General features: G+C 69.0%; 15 protein-coding genes. 7 read left to right on the top strand and 8 right to left on the bottom strand.

The features are described from left to right. The first annotated feature begins 70 nt into the window (after positions 1 to 70). Positions 71 to 994 (top strand): LysR family transcriptional regulator, encoded by a 924-nt coding sequence (locus CNE_RS17730; RefSeq protein WP_041228246.1) that lies wholly within the window; start codon positions 71 to 73, stop codon positions 992 to 994. On the opposite strand, the gene pbpC is transcribed toward CNE_RS17730, so the two are convergent. The 4 genes from pbpC to CNE_RS17750 form a co-directional block, all read right to left on the bottom strand. Continuing rightward, on the bottom strand, positions 984 to 3,209 hold the full coding sequence (pbpC, locus tag CNE_RS17735) for a penicillin-binding protein 1C (RefSeq protein ID WP_049800581.1): 2,226 nt from the start codon (positions 3,207 to 3,209) through the stop codon (positions 984 to 986). The genes CNE_RS17730 and pbpC overlap by 11 nt on opposite strands. After that, the gene (locus tag CNE_RS17740) at positions 3,206 to 3,910 is read right to left on the bottom strand and encodes a lysoplasmalogenase (protein WP_013958422.1); all 705 of its coding nucleotides are present in this window, start codon (positions 3,908 to 3,910) and stop codon (positions 3,206 to 3,208) included. Before CNE_RS17740 ends, pbpC begins: the two co-directional genes overlap by 4 nt. Next, the gene (locus CNE_RS17745; protein WP_013958423.1) at positions 3,907 to 9,978 is read right to left on the bottom strand and encodes an alpha-2-macroglobulin family protein; all 6,072 of its coding nucleotides are present in this window, start codon (positions 9,976 to 9,978) and stop codon (positions 3,907 to 3,909) included. The genes CNE_RS17740 and CNE_RS17745 overlap by 4 nt, the downstream gene beginning before the upstream one ends. A gap of 109 nt (positions 9,979 to 10,087) precedes the next feature. After that, positions 10,088 to 10,573, bottom strand: coding sequence for an Lrp/AsnC family transcriptional regulator (locus CNE_RS17750; RefSeq protein WP_013958424.1), 486 nt, complete (start codon positions 10,571 to 10,573; stop codon positions 10,088 to 10,090). A gap of 169 nt (positions 10,574 to 10,742) precedes the next feature. Here CNE_RS17750 and phhA point away from each other — a divergent pair, with 169 nt between their 5' ends. The 4 genes from phhA to CNE_RS17770 all read left to right on the top strand — a co-directional run bounded on the left by phhA (position 10,743) and on the right by CNE_RS17770 (position 14,739). Next, positions 10,743 to 11,672, top strand: a complete 930-nt coding sequence (gene phhA / locus CNE_RS17755; protein ID WP_013958425.1) for a phenylalanine 4-monooxygenase — start codon at positions 10,743 to 10,745, stop codon at positions 11,670 to 11,672. Between the two features lie 149 nt (positions 11,673 to 11,821). Next, entirely contained in the window at positions 11,822 to 12,121 is a 300-nt protein-coding gene (locus CNE_RS17760; RefSeq protein WP_041228247.1) for a 4a-hydroxytetrahydrobiopterin dehydratase, read from the top strand. 156 nt (positions 12,122 to 12,277) lie between these two features. Next, entirely contained in the window at positions 12,278 to 12,982 is a 705-nt protein-coding gene (locus CNE_RS17765; RefSeq protein ID WP_013958427.1) for a response regulator transcription factor, read from the top strand. Positions 12,983 to 13,110: 128 nt separating this feature from the next. After that, a complete protein-coding gene (locus CNE_RS17770) occupies positions 13,111 to 14,739 on the top strand; it encodes a sensor histidine kinase N-terminal domain-containing protein (protein WP_404997186.1) in 1,629 nt (542 codons plus the stop codon). Positions 14,740 to 14,782: 43 nt separating this feature from the next. On the opposite strand, the gene CNE_RS42890 is transcribed toward CNE_RS17770, so the two are convergent. Beyond that, positions 14,783 to 15,298, bottom strand: a complete 516-nt coding sequence (locus CNE_RS42890; RefSeq protein ID WP_041228248.1) for an SET domain-containing protein — start codon at positions 15,296 to 15,298, stop codon at positions 14,783 to 14,785. A gap of 1,178 nt (positions 15,299 to 16,476) precedes the next feature. On the opposite strand from CNE_RS42890, the gene CNE_RS17780 reads away from it, so the two are divergent. Together CNE_RS17780 and CNE_RS17785 are read left to right on the top strand one after the other, a co-directional pair. Then, positions 16,477 to 16,755, top strand: coding sequence for an HU family DNA-binding protein (locus CNE_RS17780; RefSeq protein ID WP_012354324.1), 279 nt, complete (start codon positions 16,477 to 16,479; stop codon positions 16,753 to 16,755). A gap of 239 nt (positions 16,756 to 16,994) precedes the next feature. Continuing rightward, positions 16,995 to 18,014, top strand: a complete 1,020-nt coding sequence (locus tag CNE_RS17785; RefSeq protein WP_013958430.1) for a DUF2272 domain-containing protein — start codon at positions 16,995 to 16,997, stop codon at positions 18,012 to 18,014. Between the two features lie 74 nt (positions 18,015 to 18,088). On the opposite strand, the gene dinB is transcribed toward CNE_RS17785, so the two are convergent. The 3 genes from dinB to CNE_RS17800 form a co-directional block, all read right to left on the bottom strand. Further along, positions 18,089 to 19,168, bottom strand: coding sequence for a DNA polymerase IV (gene dinB, locus CNE_RS17790; RefSeq protein WP_013958431.1), 1,080 nt, complete (start codon positions 19,166 to 19,168; stop codon positions 18,089 to 18,091). A 53-nt stretch (positions 19,169 to 19,221) separates the two neighbouring features. Then, positions 19,222 to 20,127: an EamA family transporter RarD gene (gene rarD, locus CNE_RS17795; RefSeq protein WP_013958432.1), complete on the bottom strand. Its 906-nt coding sequence runs from the start codon at positions 20,125 to 20,127 to the stop codon at positions 19,222 to 19,224. A 151-nt stretch (positions 20,128 to 20,278) separates the two neighbouring features. Then, positions 20,279 to 21,415 (bottom strand): TRAP transporter substrate-binding protein, encoded by a 1,137-nt coding sequence (locus CNE_RS17800; protein WP_013958433.1) that lies wholly within the window; start codon positions 21,413 to 21,415, stop codon positions 20,279 to 20,281. Positions 21,416 to 21,718: the final 303 nt, after the last annotated feature.

Raw genomic sequence — 21,718 nt, forward strand, 5'->3', positions numbered from 1 at the left:
GCGGTGCATCGGATGGGGCAAGTATGGGCACTCGACCCGCGCGGAAACAGCGTGCTACGCTGCATGTATCATGAAGCCAGACTTCACAATCGATATCGATTCCCTGCCCGCGCTGGCCGCGTTCACGCGCGTGGCGCGGCTCGGCAGCTTTACCGCCGCCGCTGCTGCGCTGGCGGTCAGCCCCTCGGCGGTCTCGCAGACCATTCGCCAGCTGGAAGCGCGCGTGGGCGTGCGGCTGCTGCAGCGGACCACCCGCAGCGTCGGCCTGACCGAAGCCGGGGCCGCGTTGCTGGCGCGCGTGGAGCCGGCGCTGGCAGAAATCGGCGCCGCCACCGACGATATCCGCCAGCAGCGCGACATGCCAGCCGGCACGCTGCGGCTGACCACCCCGACCACCGCCGGCGCGCTGGTGCTGCGGCCGCTGCTGGCCGACTTCATGCGCGCCTGCCCCGCCATCACCGTCGACGTGATCACCGACGACCGTTTCGCCGACCTGGTGGCCGAAGGCTTTGACGCGGGGCTGCGCCTGGGCGAAGCCTTGCAGCGTGACATGGTCGCGATCCCCGTCACCGGCCCGCTGCGCATGGTGGTGGCCGCCTCGCCCGATTACTTTGCCCGCCATGGCACGCCGCGCCATCCGCGCGACCTGCACGCGCATGCCGGCCTGCAGTACCGCTTTGGCCCGCACGGCAGCGTCTATCGCTGGGAGTTCGTCGAGGACGGCCGCACCGTTACCGTGGCCACGCGCCCCGCGCTAATCGCCAACGACAAGACCCTGCTGCATCAGGCGGCGCTCGACGGCATGGGGCTGATCTACGAATTCCCGGTCCATATCCAGCCGGCGCTGGACAGCGGCCGGCTGGTCACTGTGCTCGACGCCTGGCTGCCGCCGTTCGACGGCTTCTACCTGTACTACCCGGGCCGCGTGTTGATGCCGCCCAAGCTGCGCATATTCGTCGATTTCCTGAAAGCGCGCGCCGGCCTCAGCGCCTAGCCGCAGGCACAGGCGCGCGCACTGATGCGCCGCGCACTTCGATGCCGATGCGGTCCACCACCTTGCCTGACGCATCGAGCAGCTCCACCTGGTGCCGCCCCGGCCACGGCAGCCATGCCACCTCGCCGCCGCGCCCCAGCGGCTTGCCGTCCATGCGCCAGCTGACCGTGCGCGCGGTCTGGCCGGCCACGCCCTCGGCATGGAACCAGACACGCTGCGCCGCGGGCGGCATGTCGGGGTCCAGCGCAAACACGGTGCCGTCGGCAGGATTGGCGATCACGGGTGCGGTCGGGCGCGCGGCGGGTGCGCTCACGCTGACGCGCCGGATCGCGGTGCCGGCCAGAAAGACTTCATCGCGCGCTGGCTCCAGCCCGTCGTCGAAGCTCAGCGCTACGCGCTGCACGCCGGCGGGCATAGCGGGCGCCTGGCTGGCGCGCGCGCGGTGCAGCGCTTCCATGACGTCGTGCCAGACCGGCGCTGCGCCCGATACGCCCGAGACCTCGTGCATGCTGGCGCCGCTGGCATTGCCGACCCACACGCCCACGGTGTAATGCTGCGACCAGCCGATGCACCAGTTGTCGCGCATGTCCTTGCTGGTGCCGGTCTTCACCGCGGTCCAGAAGCGTGTGGTGAGCGGGCTGTCCAGGCCGAAGGTGCGCGCTCGCGCATGGCGGTCCGACAGGATGTCGGCGATCACGTAGCTCGCGCCAGGTTGCATCACCGGCGTCAGCACTGCGGCCGCTGCCCCTTCCCGCAGCCGTGGCGGCGCGTAGCGCCCGCCATTGGCCAGTGCCCGGTACGCATTGGTCAGCGCCAGCAGCGACACGTCGGCGCTGCCCAGCGCCAGGCTGAACCCGTAGTAGTCGCCGGCCTCGGTCAGCGGCAGCCCCAGCGCCACCAGCCGCTTGTGGAAGCGGTGCGGGGTCACCATCACCAGCGTGCGCACCGCAGGCACGTTTAGCGACGCGGCCAGCGCCGCGCGCAGGCTGACCCAGCCGGCATAGCGGTGATCGTAGTTCTGCGGCACGTAGAGCCCGCCGCCGACCGGCAGGTTCACCGGCCGGTCGTCCAGCAGCGAGGCCGCCGTCAGCCGCTTCTCTTCCAGCGCCTGCTCATACAGCAAGGGCTTGAGCGTCGAGCCCGCCTGCCGCAGCGCCGCCGCGTGGTCCACCTGCGCGGCGCCTGACAGCGTGCCCGACGAGCCCACATAGGCCAGCACGTCGCCGCTGGCATTGTCGATCACCACCACCGCGCCGTCCTCGACATTGCGCCCGGCCAGTTCGCGCAGGTGCCGGTCCAGGCTGGTGGCAGCCGCGCGCTGCAGGCGGGCATCGAGCGTGGACGTAATACGCGCAGGCATGGGTACGCCCGCAGCCAGCTGCGAGCGCGCCTCGCTGACCAGGCGCCGTGCCAGGTGCGGTGCCAGCTGCGGCGACGCCGCCGACGGCGCGGCCGCCGCGGCGCGCTGCGCCACCGGCCCGGTACGCAGCAGCGCCAGTTGCGCAAAGCCTTCCAGGCCATCGCACTCGCGCGGCATGCGCATCTCGCGCAGGATGCCGCAGGCGCGGCTTGCCACCTGAGCGGCCTTGGCATTGGGCGCACGCACCAGCGCCACCGCCAGTGCCGATTCGCGCGCGTTGAGCCCTTCCGGGTACTTGCCGAACAGCACCTGCGACATCGCCGACAGGCCCACCAGCTCGCCGCGGAACGGCACCAGGTTCAGGTAGGCCTCCAGGATCTGGTCCTTGCTCCAGCTGCGCTCGAGCGCCGCCGCGCCCGCGGCCTGCCCCAGCTTCTGCGTGAAGCTGCGGCCCTGCCCCGGCACGCCCGGCCGGCGCAGGTCCTGATCGAGCAGGCCCGCCAGCTGCATGGTCAGCGTCGAGGCGCCGCGCGTGCGCGTGTTCCACAGGTTGGCCCAGGCCGCGGCCGCCACGCCCTGCCAGTCGACCCCGCTGTGGGCATAGAAGCGCCGGTCCTCCGACAGCACGATGGCAGTGCGCAACGCGGGCGAGGTATCGGCCAGCGCGACCCAGTCGCCGCGGCGCGCGCGGAAGTCGTCGCGCACGCGGCCTACGGTGTCGCCGTGGCGGTCCAGCACCAGCACGTCGGCACTGCGCCAGTCGGCACGGACCTGCTCGAAGGACTGCAGGGCTATGGCCGGTGCGGACCAGGCCAGCGCCGTCACCAGCACCATGCGAATACAGCGCTGCTTCATGCCTGCCTGCGTCCCGCCACGATGCCCGCCACCAGCAGCACCTGGGCCGCGGCGTAGGTCCACCAGATGCCAAGCTGGAAGGATTCGAACGGCACCAGGAAGCGCGCGATGCCGATCATCATGTCCGAGGCGGCAAAGCACAGCGCCCCCAGCGCCGCCAGCGGCGTGGGCAGGCGCGCCACCAGCGCGCTGCAGGCCATCGCCGCAAGCACGCCCACGTAAATCGCCACCGGCACCGTCAGCGGGCCCATATTGGGCCAGAAGCGGCCCAGCATGGTGCCCGCCACGCCCAGCATGGCGCCGCACGCAATCAGCCGGTGCGGGCGCGTGTCGCCCGCCAGCGGCACCAGCACGCGCAGGTAGGCCAGGTGCGCCAGCAGGAAGGCGCCAAGCCCGCCCATGAACGAAAACGTCAGCGTCGGCAGCGCCAGCAGGAGGTCGCCCAGGGCTGAGAACAGCAGCGCCGTGACCAGCCAGCGGCGCTCCACAAGCGGCCGGTGGAACCACGCGGCGCGTGCCAGCAGCACCGCCATCGCGGTCTTCCATGCGGGCTGCATGGCGATATGCCCGGTCAGCGGCGCGCCGTCAGGCAGCTCGATCGCCACCTGCACCAGCAGCGCGCCGTAGATGATGCCGGCCAGCGTGCCCGCGATCCACCACTCGCGCACGCGTGCCGGCATCATCATCGACAGCCAGCTCATGGGCGCGCCCCCACTGCCAGCCGCGCATTGGGCGCCACGCCGAACACGTCGGGCGCGTACATCGCTTCCACGCGCGTGGGCGGCAGCGCGAAGTCGCCGGCGTTGTTCAGCCGCACCGTGTATTCGACCGATACCGTGCCTTTGGGCAGGTAGCCGAAGTACTCGCGGTAGGCTTGCGGCGTGCGCTCGGTGTAGGCCGGCCAGGCCGCGCCCTTGCGCTGCTCGCCGCGCGTGGCGATCTGGGAGTCACGGCCCAGGCCGCTGCCGAGGATGGTGGCGCCGGCAGGCACCGGATCGCTGACCACCACCCAGGTCATGTCGGCCTGCGCATCGATCTCCAGCTTGACTCGGTAGACATCGCCGCGCGACCACTTGCCCTTCACCGCCTGCTCCTGCGGCGTCACGGTGCGCTTGATGCGGTAGCCCGCGGCCAGCGGCGCGGTCACCGGCACCGCCGCCAGCGCCCGCACCGTGGCCCACGGATGGCCGGCGCCGGCGTGCTCCACCTGCAGCGTGCCGCCGTCGGCGCCGGTAGGCCACGGCAGGTCGACACTGCCCTGGGCCACGCCGTCGGTGCGCTGCGCGCGTGCCCAGTCGAAACTGCGCGAGGCGTCGGCCGCATTGCTCAGGCTCGCTCGCGTGGTGCCCGCCACCGGCGTCTTCTCGAACGCCTGCGAGAAGCGCGTCACCGCCAGCATGCCCCAGGCATTGGCAGTGGTGGTGCCCCAGGCACCATGCACCTGCCGGCCCAGCAGCCCGGTGGCCAGTTGCGGCGCATCCTCCTTCCAGCCCGGCAGTTCCGACGCCAGCGCCAGCAGGCGCGCGGCATTGGTGTCGCCGCCGGCCATCATCCACCACCAGTTGTCGTTGCGCTCGGTGGAGAACGCCAGGCGCGTGCCCTGCACCGTCAGGCGCGAGCGCAGCAGCTGCTGCGCCTCGGCCAGGCGTTGCTCGCGCTGCGGGATGTCCTGCATGCGCGTGAGCAGCAAGGTCCAGTCCAGCAGCGCAGAGGTCGGCCACTGCGCCGGCAGGATCTGGATCGAGCCCAGCATGCGCGCCTGCGCATGGCCGGTGCGCGACAGCGCCTCGAGCGCGGCCAGCTTGCGCGCTTCCAGGTACTGCGTGCCGGCCACCGGCGCCCAGCTGTCGCGGCGGATGCGGCCTTCGACGAAGTCAGTCAGCCCGCGCTCCATCTGCGTGCGCTGCGCGTCGGGGATGCGCAGCGCCAGCCCGGCGCGCGCGGCCTCGTCGGTGACCGCCAGCAGGTAGGCGGTCAGCACTTCGCTGCCGAAGTCGCCGTCGGCGTTCAGCGGGAAGTACGAGGCCAGCCCGTTGGCATCGAGATAGGACGGCAGCTGCGTCATCAGCGCGTCCCACGCGGCGGTGTCGTTCAGGCCGATCGCTTTCGATGCGCGCTGCTCCAGGCAGGTGAACGGGTAGTTGCGGAACCACTCGCGCACGCCCGGCATGCCGCCCGCCAGCGACGACTGGAAGTTGACCTGCAGCCCGCCGCGCACCTTGCCCGCCGGATCCGCCAGGGCACCCGGCGGCGCCTTAATTGGCACCGACAGCGACGGCGACACCTGCGCCAGCGTGGCCTGCTGCACCGTCATCGGCACGGCCGGCACGATCTGCTGCGACACCTTGATGCGGTCGGCCGCGCCACCCGTGCCCTGCTCGCTCGCCTGCACTTCCCACGTCACCGTGCCGCTGCGCGAGTACGCCAGCAGCGCGGGCGCGGTCACGTCCCAGCCGATCTCGCGCGCTTCGCCGGCAGGGATCTGCACGGTCTGCACCGGCAGGCTGGTCTCGTTGCCGAGCAGCGCGCCGCGCGCGCTGGCCTGCACCGTCATCGCGCGCCTGGTGGTATTGCGCAGCGTGAACATGGCGCGGTAGCGGTCGTCCTCGCGCACCAGCAGCGGCAGGCCGGAAATCACCTGCAGGTCCTGCGTGGCGGCGATGGTGGCGCTGCCCGTGCCGAAGCGGCCGAGGCCGAGGTCCGCCACCGCGACGATGCGGAAGCTGGTCAGCGAATCGTTGAGCGGCACCTCGATGCTGGCGCGGCCCTCCGCGTCGAGCTGCACGCGCGGGTTCCATACCAGCAGCGTGTCGAACAGCTCGCGCGTGGGGCTCTTACCGCCGCCGCCGCCCGCCGGCACCGCCTTGCGCCCGTAGTGGCGGCGCCCGATGATTTCCATCTGCGCGGTCGACGTCTCCACGCCGTAGCCGCGCCGCTGCAGCATCGCATCGAGCAGGTCCCAGCTGGTGTTGGGCATCAGTTCCAGCAGCGCCTGGTCCACCGCGGCCAGCGCCACTTCGCCGTTGGCGGCAGGCTTGCCGTCTGGCAGCTTCACCTGGATCGCCACGCGCGCCTTGCCGCGCACCGGATAGCTGGCCTTGTCCGGCGTCACGGTAACGTCGAGCCGGTGGCCCGCATTGCCGACGCGGATCTCCGCCAGCCCCAGCCGGAAGGCCGGCTTGGACAGGTCTACCAGCGCGGTCGGCGCGGCGTATTCGCGGCCCTCGCTGCGGAACGCGCGCCACCACTCGCCCGGCTGGCGCCAGCCCCAGGTGAAGAACGAATACCAGGGCACCTCATGCAGGCGCCCACGCAAGGCCAGCACCGACACGTAGACGTTGGGCCCCCACTCCGGCTTCACCTGCACGCGCACGGTGGGATCGCTGCCGTGCAACTCGACCACCTGCGTCTGGTAGATGCCCTCGCGCTCCACCGCCACCAGCGCGGTGGCGTGGCGGAACGGCATGCGCACCTGGAACACCGCGGTCTCGCCCGGCGCGTAGGACTTCTTCTCCGGCAGCAGGTCGATGCGGTCATGGTTCTCGCCGCCGAACCAGAGCTCGCCCTGGCGCGTGACCCAGACCGTCGAGGCCGCTTGCGCGGTGCGCCCGTCCTTGTCGCGCGCGCTCGCCACCAGTTCGATCTGGCCGGCCTGCTCCAGCGCCACGTCGCAGCGCGCACGGCCCTGCGCATCGGTACGGGTCTCGCACACGGTGCCGAGGTCGCGCGTCTCGGAGCGGTTGTCATAGCGGTAGAAGCCGCCCACCACGCGCTTGCGCGCCGAGGTGGTGATGCGTGCCCGCGCGTTGATCTTGACCGGCGCATCCGCCACCGGCTTGCCGTTGACGTCCAGCACCACGCCGTGCACGGCCAGCTTCTGCTTGACCGAGACCCAGCCATCGGTGCGGATGCCGGCCACCACCGCCGCCGGCCACACCGGCACGGTCTGGCGCAGGGTCTGGATCTCGCCGTTGGGGTCGGCAAAGCCGGCTTCGAGCAGCAAGTCGCGCGGGGCTTCGGTCTTGGGCAGCTTGCGCAGCGTGACGGTGCCGTTGCCGTTCTTGTCGAGCGTCACCGGCAGCTTGTCGGCGACCAGCTTCTGGCCGTCGGCACTGGCATCGCTCTGCTCGCCCTCATCCATCTCCTCGTCGCCGCTGGCGCTTTCGCGCTGGGCGCGCGGCGGGTTGAACGAGAACTCGTCATAGCCGGGGAAGCTGACGTATTTGTCGCGCAGCAGCGCGGACACGCGCACGGGCAGCCCGGCCGCGCCGCCGCCGGAGAGGTAGTGGATCTCCACGCCGACCGGCAGTTCGGCGGGCGCGACCACGGGCCCCGCCTTGCCTGCCACCTGTAGCGTGCCGGCCAGCACCGGCAAGCGGAATGCCTCGACCCGGAAACTGCCGCTGGTGTAGCTGCGCGCGCCGTCATTGTCCTGCGCGCCTTCGCCCTTCTGCGTTTGCAGCTCCACGCTGTAGACCCCGAGCTTGGCCGCCGGCGGCACCTGGAAGGTGCTCTCCGCGCTGCGCCCGCCGGTCGCGGTCTGGCGCCATTGCAGCGGCAGCTCGTAGGTCTGGCCACTGCCTTCATGGCGGATCACCACGCGCGTGGGCAGCGGGCGGCTCGCCGGCGGCAGGGCAAAGCCCTGCGCGGTCTCGGCACGGATCAGGTGCTTCATCGACACGGTCTCGCCGGCGCGCAGCAGCGTGCGGTCGAAGATGGTGTGCGCGCGCACCGTGGGTGCGGTGCTGGTGTCGGTCGGCACATTGAAGCGCCAGGTCTCAATGCCGCGGTTCCAGTCCGACATCACGAAGGCCATGTCGGCCTTGCCGCGCGCCTGCGGGTGGCCGACGCCGATGCGGGCCGAGACGAAATAGCCCGACAACCCGTTCTGGTCGCAGGCGCCTTCGGGCGCGGCCGCCAGCCTGGCGAAGCGCACCACGCCGCTGGCATCGGTACGGCCTTCGCCCAGCAGGCGGCCGCTGCAATCGCGCACCGCCACGGCGGCATCGGCAACCGGCTTGCCGTCGTCCAGCGCGGTGACCCAGGCCAGCCCGCTGCGGCTGCCATCGTCTTCATTGCCGGCGCTGCGGCCCAGCTTGAAATGCACGCCCAGGTTGGTGACCAGCGCCGCGGTGCGCACGTACATCGGCGCGCGCTTGCCCAGCAGCGACTCGCCCAGCATCGGCGAGGCGATCTCCACCACATGGAAGCCCGGTTCCGGCAGCGGGATGCCCACCACCTCGAACGGCCGCGGCGCATCGCCCGAAGGCTTGGGCACGGCCAGCTTCTGCACGCCGGGGGCGCGCTCGAGCAAAGACACCGAGCGCGTCTCGATCGACACGGCATTGCGCGGGTTGTTGACGCGATACGGCGAGCGGCCCGCCAGCACGGCGTCGAGCTCGGCCCGGGTATAGCTGGCCTCATGCATGCGGCGCACTAGGCCAAACCATTGCATCACGGCCGTGTCGTCGTCCACGCGCAGCTTCATCACGGTGCCGGCCCCGGCCTGCACGCCACGCACGGCGAGGTCAGCCTCGACATTGCGCAGCGTCACCGGCAGCAGCGGCGGGTAGTCGGCCGGCGCCTTGCCGCGCGGCAGCTCGCCGAAGCGTTCCACCACGCCAAACGGCGCCGCGGCAAACTTGGCCAGCGGCGGCATCGATGCGGTGGCCACCTTGAGCGGGAACAGGTCAGCATTGGCCAGCGCGCGGCCGCTGTCGTCCTTCAGGTTGCGCGGCACTTCGATGGTGAACTGGGCCTTCTCCGCGAACGGCGCGGCAAAAGTCAGGGCGCTGACGCTGGCGTCCGGCGCCAGGTTGGGGTCGAACTGCGGCGCGCGCGGGCCGGACGGCGTCTTCAGCACCACGCTCTCGGCCAGCTTGCGCGGCACCGGCGAGGAGAAGGTGACCGACATCGGCCGCAGCGGCGTGCACGGCGACTGCGCGTGTTCACGCTCGCAGCTGAAGCTGGCGGTGAAGGGGTCGCGCACGGTGTAGTCAAAGCGGCGCTCATCGCGCGTGGCCACGCCGGAGGGGGTGGCAATGCCCGCTCCCAGCACCAGCTGCATCCGCGCCGCGGCCGGCAGCCGCTGCTGGCAGGCAAGCAGGTGCACGGCATCTGGCGCCTGCTTGGCGATGCGTTCCCAGTGGATGGCGTCGAGCACGGCATCGCGCTCCTTGCCAGCGAGCAGGCGCACCGGGATGCGCTCGCCCAGCCCCTGCGCCTGGCACCAGGCGTGTTCGCGCACCGAGGCCGCGGTGGCGGCGCCGTTGAAGCGCAGCGCAAAGACCTGGTCTTCCTCGATCTCGCCGCCCGCAGGCCGGCTGGACACGACCGTCGGGCCGCCGGTCTCGAACCTGTACTCCGGGCGGCCGGCATAGGCGGTGCCGGCCACGCTGCGCAGGCCGGTACGCATGCGCACGGTGCAGCGCACGCCCGGCGGCAGGTCGCTGGCAAAGTCGTAGACCCAGTTCTTCGCATCGATCCAGCGGGCCTGCCCGCCGGTGCCGGCACCAGTGCAGGAAACCGCCGCGGGCGCGGTGGCCTGGACGTCGCCCATCGGCACCATGGCCTCGTCGAAGCGGATCGCCACCTGCCTGACCTGCCCGACCGTGCCTTCGGGGGAGAAGCGGGTCACCTGCGCGGCCTGCGCGCCGCCGGCTGCCAGGATTCCAAGCGTGGCCACCAGGGCCAGGACTGCGCGCCACTCATGCGATTGCATTGGCAACCTGCCAAGACCCCGATCGGCTCGGGCGACGATTCCCTTCATCCTGCCATCCTCCGTTCCCGCCACGTTTGCGGCACCCGGCGAGGGTGACACGCACGCCACAGGAGCGCAAGACCGGCACGCAAACCTGCAACGCGCCGCAGGAAAAGTTTTAGCGCAGGTGCGACAGCGGCAAGGGCCCGTCGCATTTGATGGCGGTCAGCACGATATTCGAACGCACGCTTTCCACGCCCGGCACGCGCATCAGCCGCTTCATGGTGAATTCGGCCAGCGTGGGCAGGTCTGGCACGACCACGCGGATCAGGTAGTCAGCCTCGCCGGCCACCGAATAGCACTCCTGCACCTCTTCCAGCAACAGGATCTCTTCGCGGAAGCGTTCGATGATGGTGTCGGCATGGTGGGCCAGCTTGACACTGATAAAGACCATCACCCCCAGGCCCAGCGCCTGCGAGGACAGGTTGACGCGGTAGCCGGTGATGACGCCGTCGGCTTCCAGCCGCGCCAGCCGGCGCCCGACCTGGCTGGGCGACAGGTGCACGCGTTCGGCCAGTTGCTGGTGAGTGGTGCGGCCGTCGGCCTGCAGGACGGCCAGCAGCGCGAGGTCGAAGGGGTCCAGGGAGACGCCGGAGGCAGCCATACACAAATCCCGCACTCTTTATTTGAACGATGCACATTATATGCGCCACCACACCAAAACAAGCGGATTTTGCGGCCTTTCTGCGCGCTCGGCTGTCTAAACTACGCAGTAAATCCGCATTCATGCTGCCGCCGATGCAGCAAGCACGCATTACAAGGAGACGCGCACCATGTCCATCGCCACGGCCACCGAAGCCCCCGGCGCCTTCCAGGGCACCCTGACCGACAAGCTCAAGGAACAGTTCGACGCCGGCCTGCTGTCCGGCCAGGAACTGCGCCCGGACTTCACCATCGCCCAGCCGGTGCACCGCTACACCAGCACCGACCACGCCATCTGGCGCAAGCTATACGAGCGCCAGGCCGCGATGCTGCAGGGCCGTGTCAGCGATGAATTCCTGCAGGGCCTGGCCACGCTGGGCATGGACAAGGACCGCGTCCCCGATTTCGACCAGCTCAACGAAACGCTGATGCGCGCCACCGGCTGGCAAGTCGTGGCCGTGCCCGGCCTGGTGCCGGACCAGGTGTTCTTCGAGCACCTGGCCAACCGCCGCTTCCCGGCCAGCTGGTGGATGCGCAAGCCCGAGCAGCTGGACTACCTGCAGGAGCCGGACTGCTTCCACGACGTGTTCGGCCATGTGCCGCTCTTGATCAACCCGGTCTTTGCCGACTATATGGAGGCCTACGGCAAGGGTGGCCTGAAGGCGGCCGGGCTGGGCGCGCTGGACATGCTGTCGCGGCTGTACTGGTACACGGTGGAATTCGGCCTGATCCGCACCCCGCAGGGCCTGCGCATCTACGGCGCGGGCATCCTGTCGAGCCAGGGCGAGTCGATCTACAGCCTGGATTCGGCCAGCCCCAACCGGATCGGCTTCGATGTGCGCCGCATCATGCGCACGCGCTACCGCATCGACACCTTCCAGAAGACCTACTTCGTGATCGACAGTTTCGAACAGCTGTTCGACGCCACCCGCCCGGACTTTGCGCCGCTGTACGAAGAACTGCGCGCGCAGCCGACGCTTGGCGCGGGCGACGTAGCCCCGGGCGACCAGGTGCTCAATGTCGGCACCCGCGAAGGCTGGGCCGATACCGAAGACATCTGATCCGGCCCTCGCCGGCAAACCCGGCGCGCCCTGCCCCGCTTCCCGCTTTGTGAAACAATGCCGGCATGCCCGCCGCCACGGCGCGGGCGGGCCGGCTTTCCGCATTGATTTGCGGCCTTCGTTTTCGTTACGACCAGATCGAGCCCCCTATGACTCCGCTTTCCCCGCAAGCCCGTGCCACGCTGCTGGCAGACCTGCCCGGCTGGACCACCGTCCAGGACCGCGACGCGATCTTCAAGCGCTTCACCTTCCATGACTTCAATGCCGCCTTCGGCTTCATGACCCGCGTGGCGATCCAGGCCGAGAAGGCCGACCACCACCCGGAATGGTTCAACGTCTACAACCGGGTCGACATCACGCTGTCCACGCACGATGCCAACGGCCTGACCCAGCGCGACATCGACCTGGCCCACTTCATCGAGCGCGCCGCCGACGCGGTGACCGACTAAGCGCGGGCGCGGCGGCAGCCGGATCGGGCAGCTGTAGGCAATCCGTAAGGAACCGGGCGCCTGCGCCTAGTACAATCTGCGGCAGGCCCGCACCTTCCGTGTGCGCCAAGAGGCCTTCCCTCCAGCCATGCCCAACTTCCTGCCCGAGCTGCCGCCATGCGTATTCTGCTGATCGAGGACGACCGCCAGATTGCCAGCGGCGTCGAAGCCGGCCTGTCCCGTGCCGGCCACCAGGTGCGCGTCGTCCACGACGGCGTCTATGCCACCGAACATCTGCTGCGCGAGCAGCACGACCTGGTCATCCTGGACCTGGGCCTGCCCGGCATCGACGGCATGACCCTGCTGGCGCGCTACCGCGCCCGCAACCGCACCACCCCGGTCATCATCCTGACTGCGCGCGACGAGCTGGAAGACAAGCTCTCGGGGCTGAACGCCGGCGCCGACGACTACCTGATCAAACCCTTCGCCCTGCCCGAGCTGGAAGCCCGCGTGCGCGTGCTGCTGCGCCGCAGCCAGCAGGGCGAGGCCGCACCCGAGCGCGACGTGCGCCTGGGGCGCCTGCGGCTGTCGGGCAACGACCGCCGCATGTTTATCGACGCCCGCCCGCTGGAGCTGTCGCCGCGCGAGTTCGCGGTGCTGGAACTGCTGCTGCAGCGCCAGGGCCGCGTGGTCAGCAAGGCGCAGCTGCAGGACCACCTGGCCACCTTTGCCCACCCCGCCGGCGAAGGCGGCGATACTGTGGGCGACACCGCGATCGAGGTCTATGTGCACCGCGTGCGCAAGAAGCTCGAGGACAGCGATGTCGAGATCGTCACCGTGCGCGGCTTCGGCTACCTGCTGCAGATCCGCGCCGGACAATGAAACCGCTCCGGCCGCCGCGGTTATCCGACACGCGGCCCTGTCCTTCGGCCTAGCCGGCAATGTGGCCTCGCTCCCGCACCTCCTCCCGGATTTCCTGGCGCACGGCCTCCCGCATCGCAACGCGGAACGTGCCCCCATCTTCCGCCACGGCTGACGCCGCGGGCGCCACCCCTGCGCCCGCGGCGACGCGCCAGGCCTCCCGCCCCGGCTCCAACATCAGCCTGCGCGCGCACCTGCTGCGCGCACTGGCCACGCCGCTGTTTGCGCTGGTGCTGACCAGCGGCTCGCTGTCGTACTGGCTGGCGGCGCACTACACCACGCAGGTATTCGACCGCGCGCTGTATGGCGTGGCCAACAACATCGCCCAGCAGATCCGCATTGCCGGCCCGCGCCTGGAGCAGGACATCCCGATGATCGCGCAGACGCTGGTCGAGGCCGAGGGCACCGACCGCATCTACTGGCGCATCCACGGCCCCGACGGGCTGATCGGCGGCATGGACACCTGGCTGGGCTACGGCACCGGCCAGACCACGCTGCACGACGCGCGCCTGTTCTATGCCTGGTTCAGCGGCCGCCAGGTGCGCGCGGTGCGGCTGCCGGTGATGCTGCCCAGCGCCGCGGTGGACGAACTTGGCACCAGCGAGGCCGGCAAAGCCGCGCGCGGGCCCATCGTGGTGGAGGTGGCGGAGCTGCTGGACCGGCGCGAGACCGCCGCCAACGAGATCCTGCTGTCGGTGTCGGTGCCGCTGATCCTGCTGCTGCTGGTCGGCAGCCTGATCCTGTCGCACGTGCTCAAGGAAGAGCTGGTGCCGCTGCAGATCCTGGCCGACAAGCTCAACCGGCAGACTGCCCGCTCGCTCGCCGCGCTGGACGAGACCCAGGTGCCGGCCGAGGTGGCGCCGCTGATCCGCGGCCTCAATGCGCTGCTGGCGCGGCTGCGCGACGCGCTCGACGCGCAGCGCAAGTTCATTGCCGATGCGGCGCACCAGCTGCGCACGCCGCTGACCGCGGTCAAGCTGCATGCCGACCGGGCCCAGGAAGCCGATTCGCTGGAAGTCGCCCGGCATGCGCTGCGCGAGGTGCAGACCGCCGCCGACCGCGCGGTGCGGCTGTCCAACCAGCTGCTGTCGCTGGCGCGCGCCGAGCCCGGGCTGTCGCTGGAGCGTCTCGGTCCGGTGGAACACTTCGACCTGGCCGAGCTGGCCTTCGAGATCGGCGCCGAATGGGTGCCGCAGGCGCTGGCGCAACGCATCGACCTGGGCTTCGAGATCTTGCCCGGCCCCACCTTCACCGGCAGCGCGCCCGCGGTGGTGCGCGGCAACCGGCTGCTGATGCGCGAGGCCCTGTCCAACCTGATCGACAACGCGGTGAAGTACGTGCCCGCGGGCGGGCGCATCACGGTGCGCGCCGGCGGCGAGGCCATGGGTCACCGCGGCATGGCGGTGGTGATGGTGGAAGACAATGGCCCCGGCATCCCGCCGCAGCGGCGCGAGGAAGTCTTCAAGCGCTTCTTCCGCGGCGACCGCGCCCCCGAGCCGGGCGGCGGGCGGGCGGCCCACAGCGGCGGCGCCGGGCTGGGGCTGGCCATCGTCCATGAGATCGTGACGCTGCACCAGGGCACCATCCGCATCGAGGACGTGCCGCCGGTGCAGGGTGCGGCTGGCGATGCACCGGCGGCGGTCGGCGCGCCGGAACGGCGGCCGACCATGCGCTTCGTGATCCGGATCCCCTGCGAACCGCCAGGATCGGTGGCCTGAACCCGCTGCTGCGCTGGCGGCGGCGCGGGTCGAGACGCGCGCTTTACTTGTCCTTCTTCTTCTTTTCCTTCGGCGCCAGCATGGTGCCGCGGCATTGCGGGCTGCCGCAGCGGCACTCGAACTCTTTCTTCAGCTTGGCCGTATAGCGCGCGTCAATGACCAGGCCGTAGTCATAGAACAGTTCCTCGCCCTGGGCGATATCGCGCAGCGCGTGGATAAACACGCGGCCCTTCTTCTCGCGCGCCTCGCAGTTGGGTTCGCAGGCATGGTTGATCCAGCGCGCGCGGTTGCCGCCGTACTTGGCGTCGATCACGCTGCCGTCGTCCAGGCTGAAGTAGAAAGTGTGGTTGGGATCGCTGGGATCGTGCGGATGACGCTCCAGCGCCGTCTTCCACGAAATGTGCTCGCCCTTGTACTCGATCACGCGTTCGCCTTCGGCAATCGGGCCGATCGCATAGACGCCCTTGCCGTGCACGCCTGACTGGCGCACCTCGATCCGGTCGCTCGCCGTCTTCTTCCTGCCCTCGCCTGCTGCCTTGCGCTTTGCCTTGTCCGCCATTTGCCTTTCCGTGCTCGTCGCCTGTTGTGCCTGAGTGGCCCGCTGTGCCGGCCGTTCCGGCGCGATCGGGGATGATACCGGTGCAACCGTGACACGTATACGTAACGTCCTTTTTCCGGCGCCCTCACCGTATACGCCTTTGGGTGCAGCCGACAGGTATACGGCACCCCGTTTACACCCCAGCCGCGACGCGCGTTTACCTGCGCGTATGTGGATAACCCCGCCCGGAACTGTGGACAAGCACGCGGATTGGATGTGGGCTGCCTGGGGCTGGCATGGGGATGCCTCAGGCATAAGTCGGAGGGGGTTCGGCACCGGCCTCGCCCATCGGGCTGAGTCATCCACCTCGGCCAACATTGGATACGACCACTTCTCGTTTACGTAAACCTTTGAAGCGAAAGACGTTTACACGGTTTTCCACAGCGGGGGCGGGTGTTTACCTACTACTACTATTTGTATACATGAAAGAAAAAGGTAAACCGAAAGAACGAGCCAGGCACGTCAGCGAAAGAAGGAAGGCCCCGAAAGGTTTCATCCGAATGGCCGGGGCCGTAAACGTCGCGATAGCGAGAGACTTGGTGGTTTTGGGTTTGATCGGGGGCGTATACCTCGGGCGTATACGCCCAATCACACCAGCTTGCGCGTATACGCTGGCGACAGGATCTGGGGCCGGGCCGTAAACGATCCCCAAGGCGCCATGCATGCGCCGAATAGCCGCGCCGTTCGCCGCCAGGCCCATGATCCGAAAACATGCAACATAGTGCAGTTCGTGCATCCGAGGCTCCCAGAGCGCCTGCAAGCGCTTCTGGCCGACGCTGGCTCTCCAGCCCTGTCCAATACGCCTGAGCGTGCGCAGAGGGCTTCTGAGGCCCTCTGGCGACGGATGGGCAAGGGCACATGCCCTCAATCGCGTTGCACGAACCCCGGTGCCCTGCGCTGTCACCTTAGGGCGCTTTCGTCACCTTCCGCCACTTGCCATGGCTGCACCCGGCTGCGTCGATTTGCCGCGAAGCCCAGCCTGGCGCGGCCTCGCGGAAACTGCCAGGTAACAATCTGTTCCCGGTGCGCCTTGCCCGACACGGTATCATGTGGCCCGCGGCGTCTTTGCCGAAGCGGTGCCAGCCAGGCCGCCCGGCATGCGGACGCCTGTGTTTTATCAACTCGATACGGAGTGAAGCATGACGAAAACCGAACTGATCGACGCTATCGCAGCCGGGGTGGACGGTCTGACCAAGGCCAAGGCAGAACAGGCACTGAACGTGACCCTGTCGGCCATCATGGACGCAGTGGCCAAGGGCGACACGCTGAGCCTCATCGGCTTTGGCACGTTCAGCAAGGGCGAGCGTGGCGAGCGCATGGCGCGCAACCCGCGTACCGGCGAAGAAATCAAGGTCGAAGCAGCCAAGACCGTGAAGTTCAAGGCTGGCCAGAAGTTCAAGGACGCTGTCAACCAGTGAGCCTGACGGGCTGCACTGCAGGGCCCGAATTGTCAGACCCCGCCATGCCGCCGCCCGGTGCCCGAGGGCGCAGGCGAGCGCCAGGCGGGGGACGTTATCCACAGCGGTAAGCTGATCTTCTGCAGTATCCGCCGCATCGCTGAATCCGCCTTCGGGGCGATCGCGCGCGAAGTCTTCCAACAGGCGCCCAGCCGTGGCCTTGACAGGCCGGACCGGGTGCCGTGCCACATGGGGCCTCCATGCTCGCCCGTCCGCCGCGCCGCAGATCTCCACAGCGTTATGCACAGCGCTTTCCACAGCCGGTTCCACAGCTTTCTCCACAGGCTGCGGGCACCATGCGCGCGGCTTGCGTTGCCGTGGCGCTGGCATTGCTGACTGCCTGCACCACCGTCAGCGAGCCGGTGCGGCCGCAGGCGCGCGCCCTGCCCGACACCGAAAGGCCGGAGACGCGCCCGGGCGCCACGCCGCGTGAACGCATCGTCGAAATCGCCACGCAGGAATGGGCCCGCTGGGGCGGGCAGGTGGTGCGGCTGGGCCGGGACGACACGTCCTGCGTCACCTACAGCCCGGTGCCCGCACCGGAGCTGCCTGCGCCACTGCCAGGGATCCTGGAGGCCCAGCCAGCGTCCCCCGCAGAGGCAGCCGGGGCACCCGCTGCCGCCACCACCGACACCGAATCCAAAACCAACGGCAATCCGCCACCCGCCGCCAGCTGCCTGTCCTTTCCGGACGGCACCGGCATGGAAGCCACGCCCCTGGGCTGCTCGCTGGCGCGCCGCTACTGGGGCATCGTCGGTGAAGCGCCCAGTTGCCGGCAGGTGACGCGGGGGTCCTGGGCCTGGTCGGCGGTGTTTATCTCATGGGTGCTGCGCAAGGCGGGGCTGGACGAGCGCCAGTTCCTGACCGGGCAGTCGCACTCGATGTACGTGGTCGATGCCCGCGACGGCATCCTGCCCAGGCCGGCCTTCCATATCGAGCCCGTCCCCGCCATGCCCCGGCCCGGCGACATCATCTGCGCCGGGCGCGGGCGTGACCGCTATCTCGAGGACATCGCCGAAATAGGCTTCGGCACCACGCCCATGCACTGCGACATCGTGGTCGGCGTGGATCCGGCCACGCGCGTGGTGCGTGCCATCGGCGGCAATGTCCAGCAGTCGGTGTCGATGGAGGAGATCGAGCTGGGCGATTCGGGCCGGCTCGACGGCGTCACCAATTCGCATATGCCGTGGCTGCTGGTGATGCGCAACGACCTGCAATAGCTGGTTTATTGATGCCATTTATTAAGGCATCACGATTTCATGTGGTCTGATTATTCGCCGGAATAATCCTGCGCTCAGTCGAACAGTTCCAACTGCGACGTATCCCGGTCGCTGGTCCCTACCCCCACCCCCAGCAGCCGCACCGGCAAGCCCCGGCGCGCATGGCCCTCGGCCAGCAGGCGCGCGTAGACGGCGCGGTCCGGCGCGTGGCCGCGGCATTCCACCGTGGTCTGGCGGAAGTCAGAGAAGCGCAGCTTCACGGTCAGCTTGTCGATGGTGTCATGTGCCTGAGCCCGGTCAATGCGGGCTTCGAGCATGGCGACGAGCGGTTCCAGCTCGGCCATGCAGGCCTGCAGGTCGGGCAGGTCGTCGGCATAGGTCTCTTCCACGCTGATCGACTTGCGCTCGCGCTCGGGCGTGACCTCGCGCTCGTCGACGCCGCGGCACAGCTTGTAGAGCCGCGCCCCGAAGACACCGAACTCGCGGTGCAGCCGGTCCGGCGACCACGGCCGCAGGTCGCCGCAGGTCTCGGCACCCAGGCGCCGCAGCTTGGCCGCGGTGACCTTGCCCACGCCGTGGATGCGCTCCACCGGCAGCGCGGCGACAAAGCCATCGACCGCCGCCGGCTTGACCACGAACAACCCGTCGGGCTTGTTCCAGTCGCTGGCGATCTTGGCCACGAACTTGCTCGGCCCCACCCCGGCCGATACCGTCACGCCCACTTCATCGCGCACACGCTGGCGGATTTCCTCGGCGATGCGGGTGGCGCTGCCGGCGTGGCGGGTGCACAGGCTCACGTCCAGGTAGGCCTCGTCCAGCGACAGCGGTTCGACCAGCGCGGTGTATTCGCGATAGATCGCGAAGATCTGGCGCGAGACCTCGCGGTACTTGTCCATTGCCGGGCGCACGATCAGCAGGTCCGGGCAACGCTTGAGCGCCTGTGCCGATGGCATCGCCGAACGCACGCCAAAGGCGCGCGCTTCATAGTTGCAGGTGGCAATCACCCCGCGCCGGTCGGGCGAGCCGCCCACGGCCATCGGGCGGCCGCGCAGCGACGGCTCGTCGCGCATCTCGACCGAGGCATAGAAACAGTCGCAGTCGCAATGAATGATCTTGCGCTGGACCGCGGGCGTGGCATCAGGCGGGGCAGACATGGTGGCCAGGCACCGTATCGGTTATCCGTGCGATGAATGAAATCGTTTGATTTTCAGTTGGCTTCATTGATGGATTGGATGGCTGCGGGCTTCTGCCGCGTATTCATCCATAGCCCCTCGGCCGCATACAAGGCCAGCGACAGCCAGATCAGTGCGTAGCCGACCTGCTTCTGCACCGGGAACGGTTCGTTCCACAGCCATACGCCCAGCAGCAGCTGCAGCGTCGGCCCGGTGTACTGCAGCAGGCCCAGCAGTGACAGCGGAATGCGCCGCGCGCCGGCGGCAAAGAACAGCAGCGGCACCGCCGTCACCGGCCCGGCCAGCAGCAGCAGCCACTGCGTACCCGGCGCTGCGTGGGTGAAGCTGTCCTGGCCGGTGGCGAACAGCCAGGCCAGCGCCGCCGCGGCCAGCGGGAACAGCAAAAGCGTCTCCAGCGACAGCCCTTCCAGCGCACCCAGCGCACCGGTCTTGCGCAGCAGGCCATAGCCGCCGAAGCTGGCCGCCAGCCCCAGGGCGATCCACGGCAACTGGCCTGCCGCCACCGTCAGCCAGGCCACCCCGGCCGCGGCGACCGCGATCGCCAGCCATTGCACCAGGCGCAGCCGCTCGTGCAGGAACACCACGCCCAGCAGCACGCTGAACAGCGGGTTGATGAAGTAACCCAGGCTGGCATCGACCACGCGGTTAGCCGACACCGCCCAGATATAGAGGAACCAGTTGGCGCACAGCAGCGCCGCGCTGGCGGTGAACGAGAGCAGCAGGCGCCGGTCCTTGAGCACCCGGCCGAGCCACGCCCACTGGTGCCGCCACGTCAGGATCAGGCCCAGGAATACCAGCGACCACACCATCCGGTGCAGCAGGATCTCCAGCGGCGCAATACCGGGCAGCGATTTGATATAGAGCGGGAGCAGCCCCCAGATGACGTAGGCCAGGAGGGCGTAGAGAATGCCGAGTTGCATAGGGATTTCCGGTAGATGCCGGCGATTCTACCGGCGCCGCGCGATCCCCGCCCGGCGGGCGCCCGCGTGCCGTGGCTAACAAAAAACCCCATGCTCCCGAGGGAGCATGGGGTTTGCGGCAGGCCGCGGACGGCCCGGGGCCGTGTGCCGCTTACAGCTTGCGCGCGAAGCTGAACTGGGCGAAGCCCTGCTCGGCCACGTTGAACCAGGCGGCCTGGTTGTTGCGGAACACGCGCCAGTCGTCGTAGATCTTCTTGAACGACGGGTTCTTGGCGGTTTCGTCGGCGTAGGCTTCCTGGGTCGCCTTGAAGCACGCTTCCATGATCTCTTTGGAGAACGGGCGCAGCTTGACGCCGTTTTCCAGCAGGCGGGCCAGTGCCTGCGGGTTGACCGTGTCGTACTTGGCCATCATGTTGGTGTGCGCCTCGATGGTGGCGGTTTCCAGCGCGCGCTTGTACAGTGCCGGCAGCTTTGCGTACTCGGTGGCCGAGGCGTAGAACGACAGCTGCGCGCTGCCTTCCCACCAGCCCGGGTAGTAGTAGTACGGCGCCACCTTGTAGAAGCCCAGCTTCTCGTCATCGTACGGGCCCACCCACTCGGCCGCGTCGATGGTGCCTTTTTCCAGCGCGGGGTAGATGTCGCCGCCGGCGATCTGCTGCGGCACCACGCCCAGGCGCGACAGCACCACGCCGGCAAAGCCGGCGATGCGGTATTTCAGGCCCTGCAGGTCGGCCACGGTCTTGATTTCCTTGCGGAACCAGCCGCCCATCTGCGCATTGGTGTTGCCGCCCAGGAAGTTGACGACGTTGTATTCCTTGAAGAACTCGCGCATCAGCTTCATGCCGTTGCCCTGCAGCATCCAGGCGTTCTGCTGGCGTGCGGTCAGGCCGAACGGGACGGTGGTGTCAAAGCACAGCGTCGGGTTCTTGCCGAAGTAGTAGTAGCCGGCGGTGTGGCCGATCTGCACGGTGTTGTTCTGCACCGCGTCCAGCACCTGCAGGCCCGGCACGACTTCACCGGCGGCAAAGACCTTGATGTTGAACTTGCCTTCGGTCAGTTCCTTGACGCGGGTCGACAGCAGTTCGGCACCGCCGAAGATGGTGTCGAGCGACTTGGGGAAGCTCGAGGCCAGGCGCCATTCCACGGCCGGGTTGCTGCCGACCACGGCCGGCGCTGCCGGGCCGCTGGCGGCGGCGGGCGCTGCCTTCTCTTCACCCTTGCCGCACGCGGCCAGTGCCCCGGTGGCGGCCACGGCCGACGCTTTCAACAGAAAGGAACGACGTTCCATCTCCACTTCTCCTCTTATAGATATTGATTCGGATGCAGGCTCGCGGCTTGCATGATGCCGCGCGCCGGACCGTGACGCACCAGCCGCCGGGGTACGGCGGCCTGCGCAACGCTGTGCCTGTTGCGAACGGGCACGGCGGCGTGCCCCGCATGCCGGGCGCCGGACGCGGGCCACGGTAAAGGGCTGTCTTACCCGAAAGACAAGCCAGCCGATTATAGCGGTGGCTCTTTCGCCACGGGGTACCGTGCAAGTGCGGGTTTTCGCTAGTCAATCGCGCCATATCCGGGGGTTTTTCGCATTGTG

The sequence above is a fragment of the Cupriavidus necator N-1 genome (genome assembly GCF_000219215.1).
GTDB lineage: Bacteria > Pseudomonadota > Gammaproteobacteria > Burkholderiales > Burkholderiaceae > Cupriavidus > Cupriavidus necator.

Coding starts and splice junctions, on each gene's coding strand:
- CNE_RS17730 (WP_041228246.1), top strand. CDS start 71: ATGAAGCCAGACTTCACAATCGATATCGATTCCCTGCCCGCGCTGGCC.
- pbpC (WP_049800581.1), bottom strand. CDS start 3,209: ATGAAGCAGCGCTGTATTCGCATGGTGCTGGTGACGGCGCTGGCCTGG.
- CNE_RS17740 (WP_013958422.1), bottom strand. CDS start 3,910: ATGAGCTGGCTGTCGATGATGATGCCGGCACGCGTGCGCGAGTGGTGG.
- CNE_RS17745 (WP_013958423.1), bottom strand. CDS start 9,978: ATGAAGGGAATCGTCGCCCGAGCCGATCGGGGTCTTGGCAGGTTGCCA.
- CNE_RS17750 (WP_013958424.1), bottom strand. CDS start 10,573: ATGGCTGCCTCCGGCGTCTCCCTGGACCCCTTCGACCTCGCGCTGCTG.
- phhA (WP_013958425.1), top strand. CDS start 10,743: ATGTCCATCGCCACGGCCACCGAAGCCCCCGGCGCCTTCCAGGGCACC.
- CNE_RS17760 (WP_041228247.1), top strand. CDS start 11,822: ATGACTCCGCTTTCCCCGCAAGCCCGTGCCACGCTGCTGGCAGACCTG.
- CNE_RS17765 (WP_013958427.1), top strand. CDS start 12,278: ATGCGTATTCTGCTGATCGAGGACGACCGCCAGATTGCCAGCGGCGTC.
- CNE_RS42890 (WP_041228248.1), bottom strand. CDS start 15,298: ATGGCGGACAAGGCAAAGCGCAAGGCAGCAGGCGAGGGCAGGAAGAAG.
- CNE_RS17780 (WP_012354324.1), top strand. CDS start 16,477: ATGACGAAAACCGAACTGATCGACGCTATCGCAGCCGGGGTGGACGGT.
- CNE_RS17785 (WP_013958430.1), top strand. CDS start 16,995: ATGCTCGCCCGTCCGCCGCGCCGCAGATCTCCACAGCGTTATGCACAG.
- dinB (WP_013958431.1), bottom strand. CDS start 19,168: ATGTCTGCCCCGCCTGATGCCACGCCCGCGGTCCAGCGCAAGATCATT.
- rarD (WP_013958432.1), bottom strand. CDS start 20,127: ATGCAACTCGGCATTCTCTACGCCCTCCTGGCCTACGTCATCTGGGGG.
- CNE_RS17800 (WP_013958433.1), bottom strand. CDS start 21,415: ATGGAACGTCGTTCCTTTCTGTTGAAAGCGTCGGCCGTGGCCGCCACC.